The following is a 20,418-nucleotide window of genomic DNA, read 5'->3' on the forward strand; positions in this document are numbered from 1 at the left end:
CTCATTGGCTTGTTTGCTGTAATTCACGGTCTGACTTCGTTTCTCATAGGCAAATTTTCTCTGTTCTAACATCGCGTTATAGAGCCAACGACACATGGAGAGTGTCCATTCAATCTTTTCAATCTGCGCCTTGTTCGGCTCCAGCTTAAACTGATAGGTACGCATCATCTTGATCACCTCCCTCGTCCAAAGCCGATTCATCCCTCACCTACTTCGTTGAGGCGGGCGTATTCTCAGCTATATTGAATAAAATCAGGATTCAATTCCCTACACATCTTCAACGCTTCATCTGCTGTCGTTGCTTTATGTGTATGATCAAATCCTTCTTTATGTAAGACAATTTCAAGCAAGTTTAATATTTCCTCTTCATCATCAACAAGCAATATATGGGGATCATTCATTTTTATTCACCTCTGTTACATGTCACTCTCCATCTTAACAAATGAAAAAGATTTACAAGTATAATTCCAAAAAAGTTAAGCAAGTGTTTAACTAGGACGCCTCCCAATAATAATATCAAAGTGACACAAAGTCGCATTCAAGACGCCGCCAATGATTAAAATTAAAGCCGACAGGTAGAACCAAACCACCAAAATAATTAAGCCGCCTAGGTTTCCATAAATCAATGTGTAGTCATTAAACGAGACATAATAAGAAAAACCTAAGGAGCTGAGTTGCCACCCTAAAGTGGTAAATAAGGCACCAGGAATCGCTTGAATCATTCGTACTTTTGTATTTGGTGCATATTTATATAGCAAAATAAAGACAGCTAATATCACCAAACTACTAAGTAGCCATCTGATCCAACTCCATATCGCATGAAACCAGTTGGTAAGTCCAAAAAAAGAAGCAACGAAGTCTCCAATTATTTTTCCAAATACGGGTAGTATTAATGATATAACGAGTGCCAGTAGCAAGCCAAACATCAAAACAATACCAATCACCATCGATTTCCAAAATGGACGATTCTGCTTTACTTGATACACTTTATTCAGAATACGAATCATAGATTGAAAAGCAGCCGATGCCAAATAAATCGTTACAAAAATCCCAACTGATAAAATATCTCCACGCTGTTCATCCAACACAACAGTAAGATTAGAAGAAATCAATTCATAGGTATTAGCTGGCGCATACGGTTTTACCATTTCTAAAATTTCAAAACTAGATACCGGAAGATACCCTAGAAACGTGAAAGCGACAAATAGAAAAGGAAATAAGGACATCAAAAAGTAATAAGCAAGCTGTGCCGCCGAATCGAACAAATGATCTCCTACAAAGCGGTCCTTTAACTCACGTAAAAAATAGAGTATCATCATCGTTTCCTCCTGTGTACGAGAAAAGAGTGTTTATAAGCAGGCGTGGCAAATGAGTTGCCTTCATACATGCGATACACTTGATACATTTTCATATAATTTGGCTGTTTTCTATTTCATATACAAGCATAACATGGATTCAAGTTTATCTATCTATAAAGATATTTTATAATAGAAATAAAAAATACATATTCCTAATTTTATAAAAAAGGTGTAATATAGTAGATATCCAATGTCTGCGTCGATTGGCCATTTCAATATTTTATGTAACGTAACTAAAATAATTGTATATTATTTATTCATAGATATAAATCACGACTCTAATCATTTTGATCAGCTACACATAAGCTTTTCCAATTGTGGCAAATCGACATTAAGTTTGACTAAAAATAAATGATTGGGGTGATTTGCATTGACAACTTTAGCCTTACATGAAATTGGGGAAGTCATTCGTAAAATACGTAAAGAGCGCGGACTACGACTTGAAGATTTATCTGACGATAATATATCGCCTGCCACTGTAAGTAATATTGAAAGAGGAATTGCGCATGTAAGTCCAGAAAAAATCACTTATCTCTTAGAAAAGCTTGATCTCAATATGCATACACTTCCTGACATCGTACAGAATGAAGAAGAGAACTTAAAAAAAATACGTTTTGATCTATTAGCAATTGACACGCTACAAAAAATAGACTCATTCGAAGAAGCAATAAAGCGTATTGATGCGTTACAGTTAGATGACACACACCCTTTTGCTGGACATGCTTATTATTATAAGGGTAAGTGTTATGTAAGCAAAGGAAAATGGAAACAAGCAGAACGCTCTCTGAACACAGTGCTGCGAATTTCCCAACAACACCCCTATACAGAATTTAATATGGAAGCGTCCAGCTATTTGCTGCTAGGTTTGATCTTATATTATCAAAATGATCTTGAAAAAGCCCTAGTTCAAACCGACAACGGACTTAAAGCATTTGTGGAAGACGGTGAAAATAAACATATTAAATTCCTTCTGTATCGTAATAAATGTACTTACCTTAAACATTTAGGTCGTGCTCCTGAAGGCTTACGCATTGTACAAGATATATGGGAAGAGATATCTAGCATTGATGATATTTCAACAAGACTTAGCTTCTATTGGCTACATGCGGAGTTTTTATATATTTCGGGGTTATGTGATGATGCCATTTTTATCGCGAAAGAAGGGATTCAGCTAGCCCGACGCAACGATCAATACGATAGTTTATGTGATCTGTGGACTGTATTAGGGAGTGCTTATACCGCCACTAAGGAATGGAAGATGGCAGAGACGGCTCTACAAATCGCTTTACAGCTGAAAAATCGTTTAAATGACGCGCAACGCATGACAGTTGTGCTTGCAAAGCTAGGTAGCTTATATATGCAACAATTCCGATACCGTGAATCCCACCAATTTCTGCAAGAAGCAGTCGAGGCAGCTGATCGAATAGGCGATAATCCACGCCTCACAACAAGTCTAATCCTGCTGGGTGATCTATGTTACACGACTAAAAAAGTAGACGAAGCGATACATCATTATGAACAAGCTTTGGCATTAGCTAAAGAATTTAAAGACCCTCAGAAAGAGCAACGCGTTTGGTTTAGTCTAGCAAAATGCTTTGAAGGAAGAAATGAAAACCAATTCCAAGAATGCATACGCAAAATGTATATCAGTAAAGGAAATGACCCTCGCATGGGATTTGAATATTTAATTGATCAGATGTGATTCGTACACGACGCTAAAGTGGAAAAATCATAAAATTCGATACGTTTGAGATGTAATTCCCTAGCGGATTCATATCTCTTTTTTATTCTTTCCGCATAATATCTCATACACCTATGCTATACTGACATGTATAGTTACAGAAAGGATGTTGTACATGGAGCAAATGGATGCTAATCAAATTATCGCGTTTATCCAAAACAGTGAAAAGAAAACCCCTGTTAAAGTACATATAAAAGGGCAACTAGCAGGAATCGATTTCGGGGAAAATCTACAGTCCTTTGTAAACGAATCTACAGGTGTCTTATTTGGGGATTGGAATATCATTAAACCACTTTTAGCTCAATATGAAGCACAGATTGAAGATTATGTCGTCGAGAATGACCGTCGTAATTCAGCGATCCCCTTACTCGATCTTAAAGGTATTCAGGCCCGAATTGAGCCAGGTGCGATCATTCGTGATCAGGTTGAGATTGGGAACAATGCTGTGATCATGATGGGTGCTATGATTAATATCGGTGCCGTGATTGGTGAAGGTACAATGATCGACATGAATGTCGTGATTGGTGGTCGTGGGACAATCGGTAAAAATTGCCACATTGGAGCCGGCTCTGTAATCGCAGGCGTCATCGAACCTCCTTCAGCATCTCCTGTCGTCGTTGAAGATGATGTTGTCATTGGGGCTAATGCAGTCATCTTGGAAGGTGTACGCGTGGGCAAAGGCTCTGTCGTAGCTGCAGGTGCTGTCGTTGTTGATGATGTCCCAGAAAATGTTGTAGTAGCAGGAACACCAGCTAAAATCATTAAGAAAATTGATGAAAAAACACGTTCTAAAACAGAAATCAAACAAGAGTTACGTCAATTATAAAAAAGAAGCATCCATTGTGAAAGATGGATGCTTCTTTTTTCACTCTAATCTATTCAAGGCGTCTGAAATGGTTTGGTTGCCAGGAAGTAAATCAAAGGTACGTCGATAGGTGTTTTTTTGTTTCAATGTTTCTACGATCGTATGTGCCACATCAATACGTGGAATTGGCTGAGGTTGATAGGCAAGATGATCTGCAATGGAAACTTTTCCTGTACCGGAATCATCAGATAAAGTTCCTGGACGAATAATCGTATAATCGAGGGAACTTGCTTGTAGATGTATATCTGCATCCCGTTTAGCTTGCAGATAAAGTTGTAATGATTCGGGACCCGCTTCAGGCTGTTCTGCACGTAGTGAACTCACCAACACAAAGCGATTAATCCCTCTCTTGGTTGCTTCATCAATCGCTTTTATCGCACCGTCTCGATCTATGAGTAAGGTCTTATCAGGTCCTGTATGAGCCCCTGACCCTGCTGTAAAGATGATCGCATCCATGCCTTCGCATGCATGTGAAAAGTCCTTTTCAAGGTCTGCAACAATTGTGTCTATCCCTAATTCATGGAAATATTTAGCCTGGTTTTTATCACGAATCATCGCGTGAACGACATCATTTTTCTCCGCCAAGAAAGCCGATACCATCCGTCCGATTTTCCCATTCGCTCCTGTAACTAATACGTTCACTAGCATCACTCCACTTTTTGTATATTATCCTTTCTTAACTTTACCCGTTTTCGTTTTCGCTATAACCCTCAGCAGAATGTGCTATACTCTTTCTATGATATCTCTAACTTTAAAAGGAGTATGACTATGGATAACTGGGCTACACTTGACCAAACTTATATCATGTCAACCGTAACACGGCTACCTATCACAATTGATCGTGCTGAAGGCAATTATTTATATGATATAGATGGAAATCGTTATTTAGATTTATTTACTGGGCTCGCTGTGAATATATTGGGTCACACTCATCCACGCTTAATGGAAACACTCGAAGAGCAGGGAAATCGATTTTTACATATCTCTAATTTATTTCATAATCCTCCTGCCATCCAATTGGCCAAGCGATTGGTTGAGCATACGTTTACAAAAGGAAAAGTTTTCTTCTGCAATTCAGGCGCAGAAGCAACTGAAGCAACCATTAAATTAATTTCAAAGTGGACTGATTTAAAACAAAACGGACGTCATGGCATTGTCGTTATCCAAAACAGCTTTCATGGACGTACCCTTGGTGCCTTACGTCTCACACGACAACCTGGTGTCTATCAAAATTTTCCACAGTTATCTTTTCCCGTTTTCGAAGTACCGCTTAACGATACAGAAGAACTAGCCAATATCTGTAGAGAGAAAAAGCCTGCCGCTATATTAGTAGAACCGATTATGGGAGCCGGTGGTGTCATTTCTTTAGCACCCGCCTATCTAAAAATGATTAATCAAATATGTCGCGAAGAAGATATGCTCTTCTGTGTAGATGAAATTCAGACAGGCGTAGGACGTACAGGTACTTTGTTTGCCTATCAAGATTATGACATCCATCCTGATGTAATTCTGTTTGCCAAAGGCATTGGAGGTGGGTTACCGATCGGCGGAATTATCGGTAATGAACGGACAGCCGATTTGTTTAAGCCGGGTGACCATGGCACAACATTTGCACCTTCTCCTCTAAGTGCAGCGCTTGGAAATACCGTACTTGATTTATTATTGGATGATGGTTTAATGAAGACGGGTCGAGAAACTGCGCACTATTTATGGCATGAACTTGAAAAGTTATGTAAGGAATTTCCTCATATCTTTAACTATATGGATGGCAAAGGTATGATGATTGGAATACGTACCCATTTGACAGCAAATGAAGTCAGCCATTTTCAACGTCAATTACTAGAAAGAGGCATCCTGGTCAATGTGACAGCTCAAACCATTATTCGATTGTTACCTCCACTTACTTTACAACATCGTGAGGTTGATTTTCTTATCGAAAACGTACGTGAGCTCATTACAACAAGTTGAGGTGATTTATGCGCATGTCTTACAATATGGAAACCTTTATTCAGCTTAGACGTGCATTACACCAAATTCCGGAACCTGGTTTTAAGGAATTTAAAACACAACAGCTGATTCTTTCCTATCTATCAACATTACCTTCTGAACGTCTTGAAATTGAGACGTGGCGCACAGGTATTCTGGTCAAAGTGTCTGGGACCAATCCCAGTATACGAATTGGTTATCGTACAGACATGGATGGTTTACCGATTTCTGAAAATACTTCTTATGCGTTCCAATCTAATCATGAAGGGTTTATGCATGCGTGCGGACACGACATCCATATGGCCATCACACTAGGTATACTCACACATTTCGCACACAACCCACATCAAGATGACCTCATCTTTATTTTTGAACCAGCGGAAGAAGGCCCTGGCGGTGCACTACCCATGATGGCCAGTGCACAGTTTCAGAAGTGGAAACCTGATCTGATCATGGCCTTACATATCGCGCCAGATTACCCTGTAGGTACGATCGCCACGCGTCCCGGTATATTGTTTGCCAATACTTCAGAGCTTTTTGTTGATTTGTATGGAACAGGTGGTCACGCAGCACGACCCCATCAAGCAAATGATATGGTGATCGCTACTTCTCATTTAGCTACACAATTGCAAACGATTGTTTCCCGAAATGTAGACCCCTTAGATTCCGTCATCGTAACAATTGGTAAGATGACAGCAGGCACGAAACAAAACATCATTGCTGACCATGGTCGTCTAGAAGGCACGATTCGCACGCTAACACTCGCAGCTATGGAAAAGGTTAAAGCCCGTATTCAATCCATGGTAGAAGCGACTGCCATCGGTTATCACTGTAAGACTGAAATCGATTGGGGTTGTAGCTATTGCCAAGTTGAGAATCATGTTAAGCCAACGCAACATTTTATGCACTGGGCACAAGCCCAACCTGATATCAACTTGGTTGAATGTTCGGTTGCCATGACAGGAGAAGACTTTGGATACTTCCTAAGAGAAATACCAGGCTTTATGTTTTGGTTAGGTGTTGATACACCCTATGGGTTACATCATCCTCAAATTGAACCCAATGAAAAAGCGATTGCAGTAGCCATTCAAACCATGTGTAACTATATAAGTGAAATCAGGCAGAGCGATTCATAAAAATCGCTCTGCTTATCTCAGGATGGGAAGCGTTATGCACCGAAAAGCACCGCCACCTTTAACAATTTCAGAAACATCTACCTCTTCAACGGTGTAACCTCTAGTCCTTAACTCCTGATTAATTCGTTTTTGTTGTGGATGGCTAATCACTACACGATTACCAATCGAAATAATATTTGTCGCTAGCCCAAATTGTTCTTCTGCTGTTACTTCGATTAAGTCCCGATTTTTAGATAGCCATTTTAGCTCTGTCTCCGCAAAAGCGGGAGGATAGATCAGTCCATCCTGTGCTGACAATATGTTAAACACACAATCCAAATGTAGGTATTTTTTGGTAAAGGGAATCGGCTTTATGTTAAATTGTTCCCATTCACTTTGTAATGCATAGACAGCAGACAATGAAGTTCGATCACTGATACCAATTAACACTTGATCGCCATCAATAAAAACATCGCCACCTTCAATCGTACCATTGTCAATTTCAAATGATAAAATCTCCTGCTTGATCAGCCACTTATCGAGTACCACTTCTTCTTTTTGTCTAATCTCTTCTGATAAAGAGGCTTGAAAAAATAGATTTCCTAAAGTAAAGCCAATATCTCGTGTATAAACTTGTTCTGGGAACCGGGGATCTGGTTGAAGCAAAAGCACTTCTACACCATGGCTTTTCAATACCGTTACTAATTGATCAAACTGTGCAGTAGCTCTTCCGGCATCAATTTTTTCATCTACAAAGTGACGCTGTGTTTCATTAATCACTTCACTTATCCGAAAATACGATGGTGGACACATCAATACCTGTTTCAAGGGTGTATATTCATGATCACAAAAAGGATATAAATTGTATTTATCTTCCGTTGATAAATCATGTACATTGGTCATTTGAGTAGACTCCTACTATAAAATTTTGTGGATTGAATCCGTGTAGTACTTATTTTTAACCATATCCTTACTGACATACATTCCCCAACTTGAATCTGAGCATAACACATTTCAATCATGCGAATATTTAATCATTTTATAGGACACCCTTCTTCTATCGAATAGAGTGCATTTCAGCCTATCTCTTTATCTTTTCACCACGATGTTCGAATCCACACAAAACTTAAAAATAGGATCATGATCACGAATAGTAGTATAAAGTAAAAATATTGACCTAGGAATTTCATCGCCTATTCCCCTTTCTTATCTTGACACGCATATCAACTATTATACCAAATTTTTTCGCAAAAAATTAGGAACTACACCCTGAAGCATGTAGTTCCTTGATAAGCCATTTCAAACTTCACTTCATTCATTTTCACCTAAATGTAGCACATACCCTCGGCCTAAACCGTTTCTGAAATTTGCGTCTGATTTTTTTCAGAATAAAACCTTGCTTTCGAAGTCTGTGTGCTGAAGATAAAAAGACCCTTGGTATAAAAATGTTATACCAAGGGTCTTGGGATTTTACCCGATGGAACCTTCCATCTCAAACTTAATTAGACGATTCATTTCCACCGCATATTCCATTGGTAATTCTTTTGTAAACGGTTCGATGAAGCCCATGATAATCATTTGGGTCGCTTCATCTTCCGTCAGACCACGACTCATTAGGTAGAACAGTTGATCTTCACTTACTTTAGACACAGTCGCTTCATGTTCCAACATTACATTGTCCGTTTTAACTTCATTATACGGAATGGTATCAGAAGTTGACTCATTATCTAATATGAGCGTATCACATTTGACGTTGGCTTTTGATCCATCCGCTTTAGGTCCGAAGCTACTTAGTCCGCGATAGGTTACTTTCCCACCTTGTTTCGCAATCGACTTAGAGATAATGGTAGAAGTACAATTAGGTGCTAAGGCTGTTACTTTAGCGCCCGCATCTTGGTGTTGATTCTTCCCTGCTACCGCTATGGAAAGAACATCAGCCTTTGCTCCTTCTCCACGCATGACAACTGCTGGATATTTCATGGTTAGCTTACTTCCGATATTACCGTCTACCCATTCCATATGCGCACCTTTATCTGCCACAGCACGTTTGGTTACTAGGTTATAAATATTAGGTGCCCAGTTTTGAATCGTCGTATAACGGCAACGTGCGTTATCGCGAACTACAATTTCTACCACTGCAGAGTGTAAGGAGTTTGTACTGTATACAGGAGCCGTACACCCTTCTACATAGTGAACAAAACTGTCTTCATCAGCGATAATCAGTGTACGTTCGAACTGACCCATATTTTCAGAGTTAATCCGGAAATAGGCTTGAAGAGGCACATCACACTTCACACCTTTAGGTACATAGATAAAGCTTCCGCCACTCCAAACGGCACTATTTAAAGCCGCAAATTTATTATCAGATGGCGGGACGACTGTACCAAAGTATTCTTTCATTAACTCAGGGTACTCACGTACAGCCGTATCTGTGTCACAGAAAATAACGCCTTGCTCTTCTAGTTCCTTCTGCATGTTGTGATAAACAACTTCTGACTCGTATTGAGCAGATACACCTGCTAGGAATTTTTGTTCTGCTTCCGGAATACCTAGTTTGTCAAAGGTTTGCTTAATTTCATCTGGTACTTCTTCCCATGTTTTACCCTGCCGTTCAGATGGCTTCACATAATAGGTAATATCGTCAAAATTAAGCTCATCTAAATTACCTGGTAGTAAGGAGAACCACTTACTATTCGCACTGCTTGGCATTGGCATTTTGTAAAATTGCTCTAACGATTTGAGACGAAACTCTAACATCCACTCAGGTTCGCCCTTCATACGTGATATTTCCTCTACAATCTGTCTGTTTAATCCTTTTTTTGAACGGAAAACCGAGACATCTTTATCATGAAACCCATACTGATAATCTGGTATATCTGGCACATTCGGTATTTCTTTAGCCATGATCTTACGCCTCCTTTGAATGATTATCTCCTAAACCTTTTTCTAAGGCTTTCCATGCCAATGTGGCACACTTGATTCGAGCAGGAAACTTCGCCACACCTGTTAACGCTTCAATATCTTCAAGCGGAAATTGATCAACATCTACTTCTTCTCCCAACATCATCCGGGAAAATAAATCCACCAACTTGAGCGATTCATCTTCGGTTAATCCTTTGACTGCTTCTGTCATCATAGAAGCGGACGCCATACTGATCGAGCATCCTTCACCCGTAAACTTAGCATCTACGATTTTTCCATCTTCCACACGCATCTGTAAATAAATCTTATCCCCGCAGGTTGGGTTATTCAGTTCAACAGAAACGGCATCGTTTTCCATCTTCCCCTTATTTCGGGGTTTTTGATAATGATCCATGATAACACGACGATACAAATCATCTAAAGACATGTCCGAAATACTCCTTCGTTTTTTGTAGACCTTTTATCAAACGATCAATATCTGACTCATCATTATAGATGTGGAAGCTAGCCCGCGCTGTTGCCGATACATTTAACCAACGCATCAGCGGCTGACAGCAATGGTGACCAGCTCTCACTGCAATACCTTCAGCATCCAAAACCGTTGCCACATCGTGAGGATGAACATCACCTAAATTAAAGGTAACCATTCCCATCCGTCCTTGCTTTGGGCCATATAATGAAATCCCCTCTATGTGTGAGGCTAGCTGATCATAAGCGTATTGCGAAATTTCTAGGTCGTGTTTCTCTATTACTTCTATGCCAATGCTGTTGATATAATCAATTGCAGCACCTAATCCAATTGCACCAGCAATGATTGGCGTTCCACCTTCAAACTTCCAAGGAAGTTCCTTCCATGTCGATTCATATAAGTCCACATGGTCAATCATTTCGCCACCAAATTCAACAGGCTCCATTTGATCTAACAAAGCTTCTTTTCCATATAATACGCCAATCCCTGTAGGCCCGAACATTTTATGGCCTGAAAAAGTATAAAAATCAACGTCCAAATCTTGTACATCTACTTTTAAATGCGGTACACTCTGAGCGCCATCTACTGCAATGACACCGCCATGAGCGTGCACAAGCTTAGCTAGCTCTTTCAATGGATGAATCGTACCCATAACATTTGAGACATGATTGATGGCGATCACCTTGGTACGTGAAGTAATCATTTTTTTTGCTTTCGCTAGATCTAATGAGCCATCTGGTTCTAGTTCAAAATACTTTAATTGCGCACCAGATGATTTTGCCGCTTGTTGCCAAGGAATAAGATTACTATGATGTTCTGCTGGAGTTAGTAAGATTTCATCATCTGCAGTTAACTTTGCAGCTGCATAACTACGCGCTACCAGATTAATACCCGTGGTTGTACCCCGATTAAAAATAATCTCTTTGGTTGTACGTGCATGAATAAGTGCACGTACTTTTTCTCGAGCTCCTTCATAGGCATCTGTAGCCATCGTACCTAGTGTATGCACACCACGATGTACATTAGAATTGATCTGCTTATAGTAAGCATCTATCGCATCTATCACTTGCGCTGGTTTCTGTGAAGTCGCAGAACTATCCAAGTACACAAGTGGCGATCCATTGACCTCTTGCTTTAGAATTGGGAAATCTTGGTGAAAGCGATTCATGATTGAAACTTCCCTTCGATAACCTCATGAATTCTCTTTTGTAATGCTTCAGATGGGATATCCGATATAACGGCATCTAAAAAGCCATAAATAATGAGTTTTTCGGCCTGTTCTTTACTTACACCACGCGACATTAGATAATACATTTGCAGAGGATCTACACGTCCAACACTTGCCGCATGTCCCGCAGTCACATCATTTTCATCAATGAGTAGAATCGGGTTTGCATCTCCTCTTGCTTTAGGGTTCAACATAAGGACTTTACCCGTTTGCTGGCCATCCGATTTACTAGCATCCTTCTCGATCTTGGTAATACTATTTAGTATATTGGTAGCAGCGTCTTTCATCACAGAGCGCGCATGAATATCACTATTCGTATGTTTACCCCAATGACGGATATTCGTTGTAATATTTGAGCGAGTCTCACCCGCTCCAAGAATGACTGCTTTTACGTTAACCGTGCCACCATCTTCTACAAGATGCGTTGTATTATCTGAGATAATACGTCCATCACTCAATTCAGAAGTGATCCATTCTAACTGGCCATCTCGCCCGACATAAGAGCGGCGATATAAGACATCCACTGCGGTCTGATTTAAGTTATTCATTGTAGAAACACGTACATTTGCATTCGAACCTACAAACACGTCAATCATACCATTATGCATCGCAACTTCATCACTTTTATCAGCTACAAAATTTGCGATAAACTCTACACGTGCATTTTCTTCAGTGACAATCATAATATAAGGTAGAATCGCTGCATCTTTACCCTGTCCGTAGAATAAGCTCTGAAAAGGGATCGTTAGCTCAACATTCTTGGGCACATAAAGAAAGACACCACCGTTAAATAGCGCTTGATGAATAGCCGCTAGCTTATGTTCGTCTCGCTTCATTTTTGAAGACATCATATAGGATTTAACTAGTTCCTCATGTTCTCGCAAAGCAGTGTGTAAATCGGAGAAAATAACACCCTTATCCGCTATTTGAGGATCAAATTGTTGAAATACGCTACTCGCATTTTTTTGTACCACGACATTTGCTGTTTCTTGATCAAAGACAAATGCACTAAATTCAGATGGAAGCTCTTGTAATGCTGTAATCGCTTCTTCTTCTTTAAAAGCATCGAACTTTGTAAAGTTCCAGTTATTAATATTGGTCTTCTCTAACTGGGGCAGAGCAAGTTCTTCTATTTGGGATAATGCATCTAAACGCTTTTCTAATAACCACTTAGGCTCTTGACGAGACTGGGCATATTGCGTAACCCTTTTATCGTCCATAGAGGTTTGGTTTACCATATTCATGTCTACCCCCTCCTTAACCTTGTTGTCCTACGGTTTCGTCTTCTATACCCAATTCCTCTTTTACCCAATCATAACCTTCTGCTTCTAAACGCTCTGCTAATTCTGGTCCACCCGACTTGACAATTCTTCCTTGCATAAATACATGTACAAAGTCTGGTTTAATATAATTAAGCAAACGTTGATAGTGCGTGATAATCAATGCTCCAAATTCATCGCCTCGCATTGCATTTACTCCAGCTGCAACCACTTTTAGCGCGTCGATATCTAACCCAGAGTCAATCTCATCCAGGATGGCGATGCGTGGATTGAGCATCATCAATTGCAAAATTTCATTTCGTTTCTTTTCCCCACCAGAAAACCCTTCATTTAAATAACGAGTCGCAAATTTTTCGTCCATCTCAAGTAATTCCATTTTTTTGTCCATTTCACGAATAAACTTCATCAGTGAAATCTCATTTCCTTCATCACGCTTCGCATTAATCGCACTGCGTAAGAAGTCCGAATTGGTCACACCGCTTACTTCACTTGGATATTGCATCGCTAAGAAAAGACCAGCACGTGCACGCTCATCAACATCCATGTCAAGTAAATCTGCTTGGTCTAAAAGCGCTTCTCCTTTTGAAACTTCATAGCGAGGATGTCCCATTAAAGCTGAAGCGAGTGTACTTTTCCCTGTTCCGTTCGGTCCCATGATCGCATGGATTTCCCCACCATTAATCTCTAGATTGACTCCTTTTAAAATTTCTTTTTCATCAATTGCAACATGTAGATCCTTTATTTTTAAATTTGGTTTGTTTGCCATATTTTCATTCCTCCAGATTTGAACTTCTTCTATATTAACCAATAAGTGAAAACACTATTGGGAATACGCATATCCAAGCACACTTCTGATTGGAGCAACAATCTAATTTAGATTGATTCTCATATGATTCTCATTTCATTCTACTGTAGAGCGTATCACAGATCAAGGTATAATCCATCCTTTTTTTATTCCTATCCCTAAGTTTTCCAATAACGATGCAACATATCCCATTTTTTATAAATTATACGTTATGATTCTCAATAAGGGGGTAAATAAAAATGGAAAAGCCCATTCAATGTATTAAATGTTTTGAAAAAAGACCGGGAGGCAGGTGTCAGTATTGCCCCCTTCACCCTGACAACAAAAAGAACTATAAACATTTAAAGAATGGCTGGTATGTAAAGAAAGAGGAGAAGCATTCAAAATAAAAAAACCTCCTACACAGGAGGTTACATCAGAACACATACTTGGGACAGACCTTTTCGATCCGTGGGAGATTTTCAATTTCTTGGAAAGAGTTGATTCAATTCATCGTTACTCTAATCACTAACCATGACCTAATTATAATTGAAAATGATTCTCTTTTGCAATAGTAATTTTTATTTTATTGCTCAAAAATTAGAGCACCCTTCCATTACAAGCGTCTATTTGAATCGTTATATGATTACCTTTGCAGTACACTCCGTCAACACTTCCTCCACTTAGGCTAAGAAGTAGAGGGAGTGTTCAAATATTATAATATTTGTTATACTAATAGACAGATAGGTTATCCTCAATTCATATGTACGGCAGAAATTGACTTTTTCTATTATCTTAAACGTGTATTATCGAATCTGCTAAATGATACACTTCTATTGGAATTTAGGTTACCTAGTCGGTAACTGCAATATCGTGTAAGTTTTGCTTGTCCACTTTTAACCTTTCACACATTAGGTGCCTACCAAAATGCTACAAGACAGATCTACTTGATCCATAAACGAATCCTGTATTGTGTAAATCATTACGATCACGCCTATGTATACTAAAAGGACGATTGGAGGCTAATAATGAGGAAAGAGACAAATGAAGTATTTCACCTAAATCATGCTTTGCCCACTACTCCTACCCCAGACTCAACCAACACGTTCCAAATACAAATTGATAAAAGTGACTATGATCATTACCGTACTTGTTTTTTCAAAAGACGCATCTTACAAGAATGGCATCACCAACGCCGCAAAGTAAAGTTAAGCCAATATGATCAACCCGCCAAGCAAAAAATGATACTGACAGATACGTTTTTACAGTTAAGATCGTTTATTGCAGCTGCTTACGTTGAAGACTTCTCTTTACCTTTATCAGAATTTACTTTATTTGGATGGCTTCAATACAACAAATTACGAAGTGAAATCTGCCAGGAAGCTCATGATCGATTGTATTGGAGTGAAATGATATATTATTACGAACAATGTTCAAAATCAGGTATTATCGCTCAATTACTACCATTGAAGTGAATGTTGTCGACTTATACGACACAATGAGAAAGAGACAGATTTCTTATAACCTGTCTCAGCGCGGTTTTTACCAGCTCCATAGGGAGTTAATCTTTAAATTTGCTTAGCGAAAGCTTGTAAATATTCTTCTTTGAAAAATTCAATCACTTTCTCCATCATCACTTTTCGAGTCAATATCCCTACAAATTTACCTTTAATATCTATTATCGGAACATATGATTGATTAACAAGTACTTCGAATGCAAATGAAAAAATAGAGTCAGCTAGTATACCCGTATGGATTGGGTTTAGTGCATCACTTACTTTATAATTCGCAATGCCTGTAAAGTCAAAATCGTCATCACCTTGACTCTTCTTCATTAAAAAATCCAGAATATCGGTTTTGCTTATTAATCCTTCTACTTGATCTGAGTCGTTAATAACGGGTACTGAGTTAGTTCCTTGACGTGTCAGAACCAACAACGCTCGCTCCAAAGACCACTGGGGATATACCACAACGACCTTCTCTTTTGGAATAATGAGCGGCGTAATCGTTCGTGAAAAAAGAAATTCTGATTGAGTATCTTGTGACATGCTTAAAAACTCCCTTATTCCCGTCAAAGGGGGTGCCGTATCCAATACATATTCCCTCTCCTATTCACGAGAGGATCATTCTTATTATACAACAAAATAAGGCTTCTAGCGGAACAAATCCTAGAACCCTTATTTTGTTATCCACTATCCTTTAGCATTTTTCACTATATGATCAATCAGAAATCCTCTACAAATCTTCTCTCTAATGGACCTTTTGAACGGTAGCCATCGTATCTTGCAGTAAAGTAACCACTTGGGACATCGCATATCCGCCACCAAAAGCAGCACAAACAGATGCCGCTTCCATCACTTCTTGTTCTGATGCTCCACAATCGACTGCATTTTTTGTATGATATATGATGCAGTATTCATCCCCCGACTGTATACCTAAGGACATACCTATTAAGTGTTTTGTCTTTTTAGCTATCACACCGTCTTGAAAGCAAGCATCTGTAAAGGCATGGTAGTGGTTTACCACATCAGGCATATGCTTAGCAAACTTACTTACACCTTCTTTATAATCCATTATACTCTGTTCAATCATTTGTTCTTGCATCTACATCCCTGCTTCCTGTTTGTTGTTGTCTTTATTTTAGTCTACTTTAGGCGTTCTCATGCACTTATCTATTTCGATTTTAATCAGATATACAGTTTTTACGTACGATTTGATATAATAATAATCGCATTTATTATGCTCATAATCTGAACAACAAGAGAGGATTAACTCATGAATCCGCAAAAAAAACTACTCACCAGCTTAATTTTACAAATGATGAAAGAAGTCTACTTGAAGACAGTAGGACTGGAGGCTCTTTTTCATACGAACATGATTCATATTTTCAAGCAAGATTTTAACCCTTATGTAGAGCTTCTCCTAGCATTAGAACTTTCTGATGAAGAAAGTACCCACTTCTCAAATAAGGTGCAACAATATTTAGAAGAACAGATTGACTTGGATCAATTGATCACAAGCCTCCCTTAAAAAGACGTCTTAAGACGTCTTTTTAATCTACATCTTCATATTGAAAAGCTTGTTCCAACAATTGAAATGCAGCTTCTGGATCACTTTCTTGTAGTTGCAGCGCTTCAGCTACATAGGTTTCTTCTACAACGTGTGCAAAAGCTTTCATTTCGACGATCTTACTAATCGCTTGACCCCACTTCTCTTCCATCACATAAAAAAGGGCCCATTGATGTAAGGCATAGCATAGTCCAGGACCTACGATCACCTTTGCATCCAACAGCGGCATCAATTCAAAACGCGATTTTTCTTGCTTACAAACATGTGCGATTTGCTTTAAAGCTTCAGGCCTATCTCCTGCTAGATATAAATAATAAGCTAAGTAAACTTCCAAATGTACTTTACTCGTCATATATCCCATTGAATCGGGGAAGTGTCGAAGTGCTAACTGTAATTTATTTGTTGCGTCTGCGAACCGTTCGTACTTGCTATCTACTTCAGATAAATCAATTAAACTTCGTACAAAGGCAAAGTGATGGTTCGGATTTTCTTTAGGACCTTCTGCAACAATTTCCTGATATAAATGATAGGCTAGGTCCTCTTCTCCTTGACGCAACAAAGTAACAGCAATCAGCATTCTGTTATTGGGATGCGCATAATCCATAAAAGTTTCCTTTGGAAGTAAGTGTCCAACCCGTTGCTTAGACTGTGTGAAAAGTGATTCTTTGTCCATCTTTAAACCTCCAACATCAAGCATATCGTTTTTCATCATTTTTTCATTTGAACCGTCGTGTATTTCGTTCGCCATACTCTATCGCTTTTCATTCTAACATGCCCAATCCTTCCTGATAGATAAGTGTTTTGTCTAACTATGGAACTCCCTCATTCTAAACGATGGACGAGTCACATATATGTAAAAAATACCACTTCATTTGTTACACATTACATGCACAACTGTTGTTGGAAGGAGCAAGTAGGATGGACATCATCGAAGCGATTGTGCTCGGCTTAATTCAAGGGCTCACAGAATTTTTACCCATCTCAAGTACAGGACACTTATACATCGGTCGTCACTTATTTGGACTAGATGATGCTGGCATATTCTTAGATACCATGCTTCATTTCGGAACTTTATTGGCAGTAGTCGCTGTTTACTGGCGCGAGATTACATTCATGATCAAACACCCCTTGAGTCCCTTAAGTAGGCTCGTTCTTGTTGCTACAATTCCTACGGCTATTATTGGTTTGCTCTTTAAAGATTACTTTGAAATCATTGCCCGAACTGGTGAAACGATCGGTTGGGAGTTTTTAATTACCGGTTTAATCTTATGGATGGCTGATCGCTGGAAGGATAACGGCTTCAAAAAAGTACACGACATCTCTTATACCGACGCACTACTCATTGGTACATTCCAAGGTGCAGCCATCATGCCTGCATTATCACGTTCCGGTCTCACGATTGCAGCAGCTATATGGCGTAAAATCGATAAAGAAACAGCCGCTTATTTTTCATTTCTAGTTTCCATTCCATCTATTACCGGAGCCGTTATCCTCCAAAGTCGGCAGTTATTTACAACCGGCTCTCATGCATTGCCACTCAGCTCTTTACTAGTTGGTATGGTGGTATCTGCCGTATTTGGTTACATAGCTGTCAAATGGATGATTCAAACCTTAAAAAAGGGATCTTTGAAAGGATTTGCCCTCTATGTATGGGGAGTAGGGATTGTAATTTTAGTGCTACAATGGGTTAATTTTTTTTAGACAGAACTTCTCTTTCCAATATTGTAACCACACACTAAATACCATATAATCAATTCAAGAACATATGTTCCAGAAACTAGAAGGAGGCTATACATGAAGTACCAGTCACATGCATTAATTCAATTGTGCGAACATATTCTACCAAACGATTCCTCATTAGCTAAAGATATTCACGCCTACTTCCAACACGACAATCCTATATCTTCCCGTCACATTCAAAATGAACCTTGGTTTATCTTAATTGAAGGTTTAATCCGGAGAAAACGTATTGTTTTAAACCCCTTACTACAGTCTGGCATGATTTGGGTCATTCGAAAAGGAAAGTGGAACGCTCAAATTTCTAAACATTCCCAAATGAACACCAGCGCATCAAGACGCCATTTTATAATTAGTTTGTCTCAATCTGTTTTACAGGATACTGGATATGTACTATGCGAGCTGATTCCTACACATACGATGCACTCACCTATGACATTACTTCAAGTTCATACAGCTAAAATATGCCAAGCATTCGCACAAGAATCTGGATATGGAAATATACTTATTCATTCCGATCAAGCTTATTCTGATACAAAGCAATACATATCATAATGAAATCGATGTCATGGTTTGATTTTATTTTATTGTCAAACTCCACCTCCTTATTTTAAGGAGGTGGAGTTTAAAGTGTGATCTGATATTTATTTAAAAACAGATGGACTTTCTTCATATTTTCTTCGATAAATTTTTGAGGGTCATCATCCACCAGTAATACATAATTCAAGTAGTTAACTCTGCGAGCAGTAATGAGTAAGTCTATATCATAATCAGTAAACACCGGTAATTGGCTAATCTTTTGATAGCCATTAAAAAAACACTTTTTAATATTAGCGTAATCATCTTGGTCTTGATAATAGTACAGCATTGTAGCAAAGTCATGAATCGGAAGTCCGAGTAGTGCATCTTCAAAATCTAAAATATGCATTTTTTCATTTTCTACTTTTACATTCCAAGGATTTAAATCACCGTGAATCAGGCGAACATTTTTTAAGTGATCTTCATAATAATTCGCTAACTTTTTGTTTAAAAATGGAATAATCTTATCCATTACGTTATGATAATCGTCATCTAAAAACCGTTGATAAATCGTCTCTTTATACACGGGTTTTTCATGACGATAATAAAATACTTCGTCCCATTTTTTAGGTTTAATTTCAGGTGGTATATTCACATCAATTGTTGCTTGATGCAACAAAGCCGTTAATTCCCCAAATTGCTCATAACGCGCTTCGTTTTCATTCCCATCCAAATCTTCACCTTCGATCCAGCTATATAAAGCTACTCGTTTCGGAATATCTGAATCTATCGTTTCGACCAGTTGAATTTCATCTCCATTTTTTCCAATGTATACATTAGGAAGTGAAACATGCTGACTTTTCCTAATGATATTCATAAAAAATATTTCTGCTTTATTATCTTCCAATGTACTCGATTCTGTTTGAAATATTTTTAAAGCATATTGTTGACCAGCATGATCCAATACCTTATAAAAAATATTGGTTTCTTCTAATAAAAAGGTTATTTCCCTAACATCTAAATCGTACATCTCAATTGCACGTTTGGCTATATCATCTAATTGGATCGTTTTTTTCATCTCTATCACCTTTTCACAAATAAAAGTATATTCATTATATCGGAATAAAATTAAAAATGATACAACTCTAACTAGTCATATCTAAAATCGATTAAATATATATAAAAAGACTTTCACAAATGTGAAAGTCTTTTTATATATATTCCCTGAAAACTAAAGAGTGAGTAACATGCCTGAGAGGTATTACTTCGATTTAAGCTCCTAGAAGGAGCGTCCTTAGAAAGGAGGTGATCCATCCCCACCTTCCGGTAGGGATACCTTGTTACG

22 protein-coding genes are annotated in these 20,418 nt (G+C 38.6%); 8 read left to right on the top strand and 14 right to left on the bottom strand.

Features of this window, described 5'->3' with window-relative positions; all coding sequences use genetic code 11:
• The 3 genes from IC619_RS17435 to IC619_RS16075 all read right to left on the bottom strand — a co-directional run.
• Positions 1-201, bottom strand: a 201-nt coding sequence (locus tag IC619_RS17435; RefSeq protein WP_213260984.1) for a helix-turn-helix domain-containing protein, incomplete at its 3' end; no start/stop codon positions are given.
• A gap of 32 nt (positions 202-233) precedes the next feature.
• Positions 234-401 carry a response regulator transcription factor gene (locus IC619_RS16070; RefSeq protein WP_191141125.1) on the bottom strand — a complete coding sequence of 56 codons (168 nt, stop codon included), beginning with the start codon at positions 399-401 and terminating at the stop codon, positions 234-236.
• An 87-nt stretch (positions 402-488) separates the two neighbouring features.
• Positions 489-1,319, bottom strand: coding sequence for a YihY/virulence factor BrkB family protein (locus IC619_RS16075; RefSeq protein ID WP_191141124.1), 831 nt, complete (start codon positions 1,317-1,319; stop codon positions 489-491).
• Between the two features lie 409 nt (positions 1,320-1,728).
• Here IC619_RS16075 and IC619_RS16080 point away from each other — a divergent pair, with 409 nt between their 5' ends.
• Together IC619_RS16080 and dapD are read left to right on the top strand one after the other, a co-directional pair.
• Positions 1,729-3,060: a helix-turn-helix domain-containing protein gene (locus IC619_RS16080; RefSeq protein WP_191141123.1), complete on the top strand. Its 1,332-nt coding sequence runs from the start codon at positions 1,729-1,731 to the stop codon at positions 3,058-3,060.
• A 154-nt stretch (positions 3,061-3,214) separates the two neighbouring features.
• Entirely contained in the window at positions 3,215-3,925 is a 711-nt protein-coding gene (gene dapD, locus IC619_RS16085; protein ID WP_191141122.1) for a 2,3,4,5-tetrahydropyridine-2,6-dicarboxylate N-acetyltransferase, read from the top strand.
• 39 nt (positions 3,926-3,964) lie between these two features.
• Here dapD and IC619_RS16090 read toward each other — a convergent pair whose 3' ends face one another.
• A complete protein-coding gene (locus IC619_RS16090) occupies positions 3,965-4,606 on the bottom strand; it encodes an NAD(P)H-binding protein (protein ID WP_191141121.1) in 642 nt (213 codons plus the stop codon).
• 126 nt (positions 4,607-4,732) lie between these two features.
• On the opposite strand from IC619_RS16090, the gene IC619_RS16095 reads away from it, so the two are divergent.
• The gene (locus IC619_RS16095) at positions 4,733-5,932 is read left to right on the top strand and encodes an aspartate aminotransferase family protein (protein WP_191141120.1); all 1,200 of its coding nucleotides are present in this window, start codon (positions 4,733-4,735) and stop codon (positions 5,930-5,932) included.
• A 14-nt stretch (positions 5,933-5,946) separates the two neighbouring features.
• Positions 5,947-7,086 carry an N-acetyldiaminopimelate deacetylase gene (locus IC619_RS16100; protein ID WP_430624118.1) on the top strand — a complete coding sequence of 380 codons (1,140 nt, stop codon included), beginning with the start codon at positions 5,947-5,949 and terminating at the stop codon, positions 7,084-7,086.
• Between the two features lie 12 nt (positions 7,087-7,098).
• Here IC619_RS16100 and IC619_RS16105 read toward each other — a convergent pair whose 3' ends face one another.
• The 6 genes from IC619_RS16105 to sufC all read right to left on the bottom strand — a co-directional run bounded on the left by IC619_RS16105 (position 7,099) and on the right by sufC (position 13,730).
• Complete coding sequence (locus IC619_RS16105; RefSeq protein ID WP_191141119.1) at positions 7,099-7,968, bottom strand: dimethylarginine dimethylaminohydrolase family protein; 870 nt, start codon at positions 7,966-7,968, stop codon at positions 7,099-7,101.
• 567 nt (positions 7,969-8,535) lie between these two features.
• Positions 8,536-9,969 (bottom strand): Fe-S cluster assembly protein SufB, encoded by a 1,434-nt coding sequence (gene sufB, locus IC619_RS16110; RefSeq protein WP_191141118.1) that lies wholly within the window; start codon positions 9,967-9,969, stop codon positions 8,536-8,538.
• Between the two features lie 4 nt (positions 9,970-9,973).
• A complete protein-coding gene (gene sufU / locus IC619_RS16115) occupies positions 9,974-10,414 on the bottom strand; it encodes a Fe-S cluster assembly sulfur transfer protein SufU (protein WP_249669906.1) in 441 nt (146 codons plus the stop codon).
• Positions 10,401-11,624 (bottom strand): cysteine desulfurase, encoded by a 1,224-nt coding sequence (locus IC619_RS16120; protein ID WP_191141117.1) that lies wholly within the window; start codon positions 11,622-11,624, stop codon positions 10,401-10,403. Before IC619_RS16120 ends, sufU begins: the two co-directional genes overlap by 14 nt.
• A complete protein-coding gene (gene sufD / locus IC619_RS16125) occupies positions 11,621-12,928 on the bottom strand; it encodes a Fe-S cluster assembly protein SufD (RefSeq protein ID WP_191141116.1) in 1,308 nt (435 codons plus the stop codon). Before sufD ends, IC619_RS16120 begins: the two co-directional genes overlap by 4 nt.
• Positions 12,929-12,941: 13 nt before the next feature.
• Positions 12,942-13,730: a Fe-S cluster assembly ATPase SufC gene (gene sufC / locus IC619_RS16130; protein WP_191141115.1), complete on the bottom strand. Its 789-nt coding sequence runs from the start codon at positions 13,728-13,730 to the stop codon at positions 12,942-12,944.
• A gap of 1,046 nt (positions 13,731-14,776) precedes the next feature.
• On the opposite strand from sufC, the gene IC619_RS16135 reads away from it, so the two are divergent.
• On the top strand, positions 14,777-15,223 hold the full coding sequence (locus tag IC619_RS16135) for a hypothetical protein (protein WP_191141114.1): 447 nt from the start codon (positions 14,777-14,779) through the stop codon (positions 15,221-15,223).
• Between the two features lie 93 nt (positions 15,224-15,316).
• Here the strand turns inward: IC619_RS16135 and IC619_RS16140 are convergent, their stop codons facing one another.
• Together IC619_RS16140 and IC619_RS16145 are read right to left on the bottom strand one after the other, a co-directional pair.
• Positions 15,317-15,796 carry a CBS domain-containing protein gene (locus IC619_RS16140; protein ID WP_191141113.1) on the bottom strand — a complete coding sequence of 160 codons (480 nt, stop codon included), beginning with the start codon at positions 15,794-15,796 and terminating at the stop codon, positions 15,317-15,319.
• A 202-nt stretch (positions 15,797-15,998) separates the two neighbouring features.
• A complete protein-coding gene (locus tag IC619_RS16145; protein WP_191141112.1) occupies positions 15,999-16,352 on the bottom strand; it encodes a carboxymuconolactone decarboxylase family protein in 354 nt (117 codons plus the stop codon).
• 171 nt (positions 16,353-16,523) lie between these two features.
• Here IC619_RS16145 and IC619_RS16150 point away from each other — a divergent pair, with 171 nt between their 5' ends.
• Positions 16,524-16,778 (top strand): hypothetical protein, encoded by a 255-nt coding sequence (locus tag IC619_RS16150; RefSeq protein WP_191141111.1) that lies wholly within the window; start codon positions 16,524-16,526, stop codon positions 16,776-16,778.
• A 22-nt stretch (positions 16,779-16,800) separates the two neighbouring features.
• On the opposite strand, the gene IC619_RS16155 is transcribed toward IC619_RS16150, so the two are convergent.
• The gene (locus IC619_RS16155; protein WP_191141110.1) at positions 16,801-17,490 is read right to left on the bottom strand and encodes a hypothetical protein; all 690 of its coding nucleotides are present in this window, start codon (positions 17,488-17,490) and stop codon (positions 16,801-16,803) included.
• Positions 17,491-17,735: 245 nt separating this feature from the next.
• Here IC619_RS16155 and IC619_RS16160 point away from each other — a divergent pair, with 245 nt between their 5' ends.
• Complete coding sequence (locus IC619_RS16160; RefSeq protein WP_191141109.1) at positions 17,736-18,518, top strand: undecaprenyl-diphosphate phosphatase; 783 nt, start codon at positions 17,736-17,738, stop codon at positions 18,516-18,518.
• Between the two features lie 93 nt (positions 18,519-18,611).
• Entirely contained in the window at positions 18,612-19,109 is a 498-nt protein-coding gene (locus IC619_RS16165; protein ID WP_191141108.1) for a hypothetical protein, read from the top strand.
• A gap of 70 nt (positions 19,110-19,179) precedes the next feature.
• On the opposite strand, the gene IC619_RS16170 is transcribed toward IC619_RS16165, so the two are convergent.
• Positions 19,180-20,151 carry a phosphotransferase enzyme family protein gene (locus tag IC619_RS16170; protein WP_191141107.1) on the bottom strand — a complete coding sequence of 324 codons (972 nt, stop codon included), beginning with the start codon at positions 20,149-20,151 and terminating at the stop codon, positions 19,180-19,182.
• Between the last annotated feature and the right edge of the window lie 267 nt (positions 20,152-20,418).

Origin of the sequence: Polycladospora coralii (assembly GCF_014773435.2) — a bacterium.
Lineage (GTDB): Bacteria > Bacillota > Bacilli > Thermoactinomycetales > Thermoactinomycetaceae > Polycladospora > Polycladospora coralii.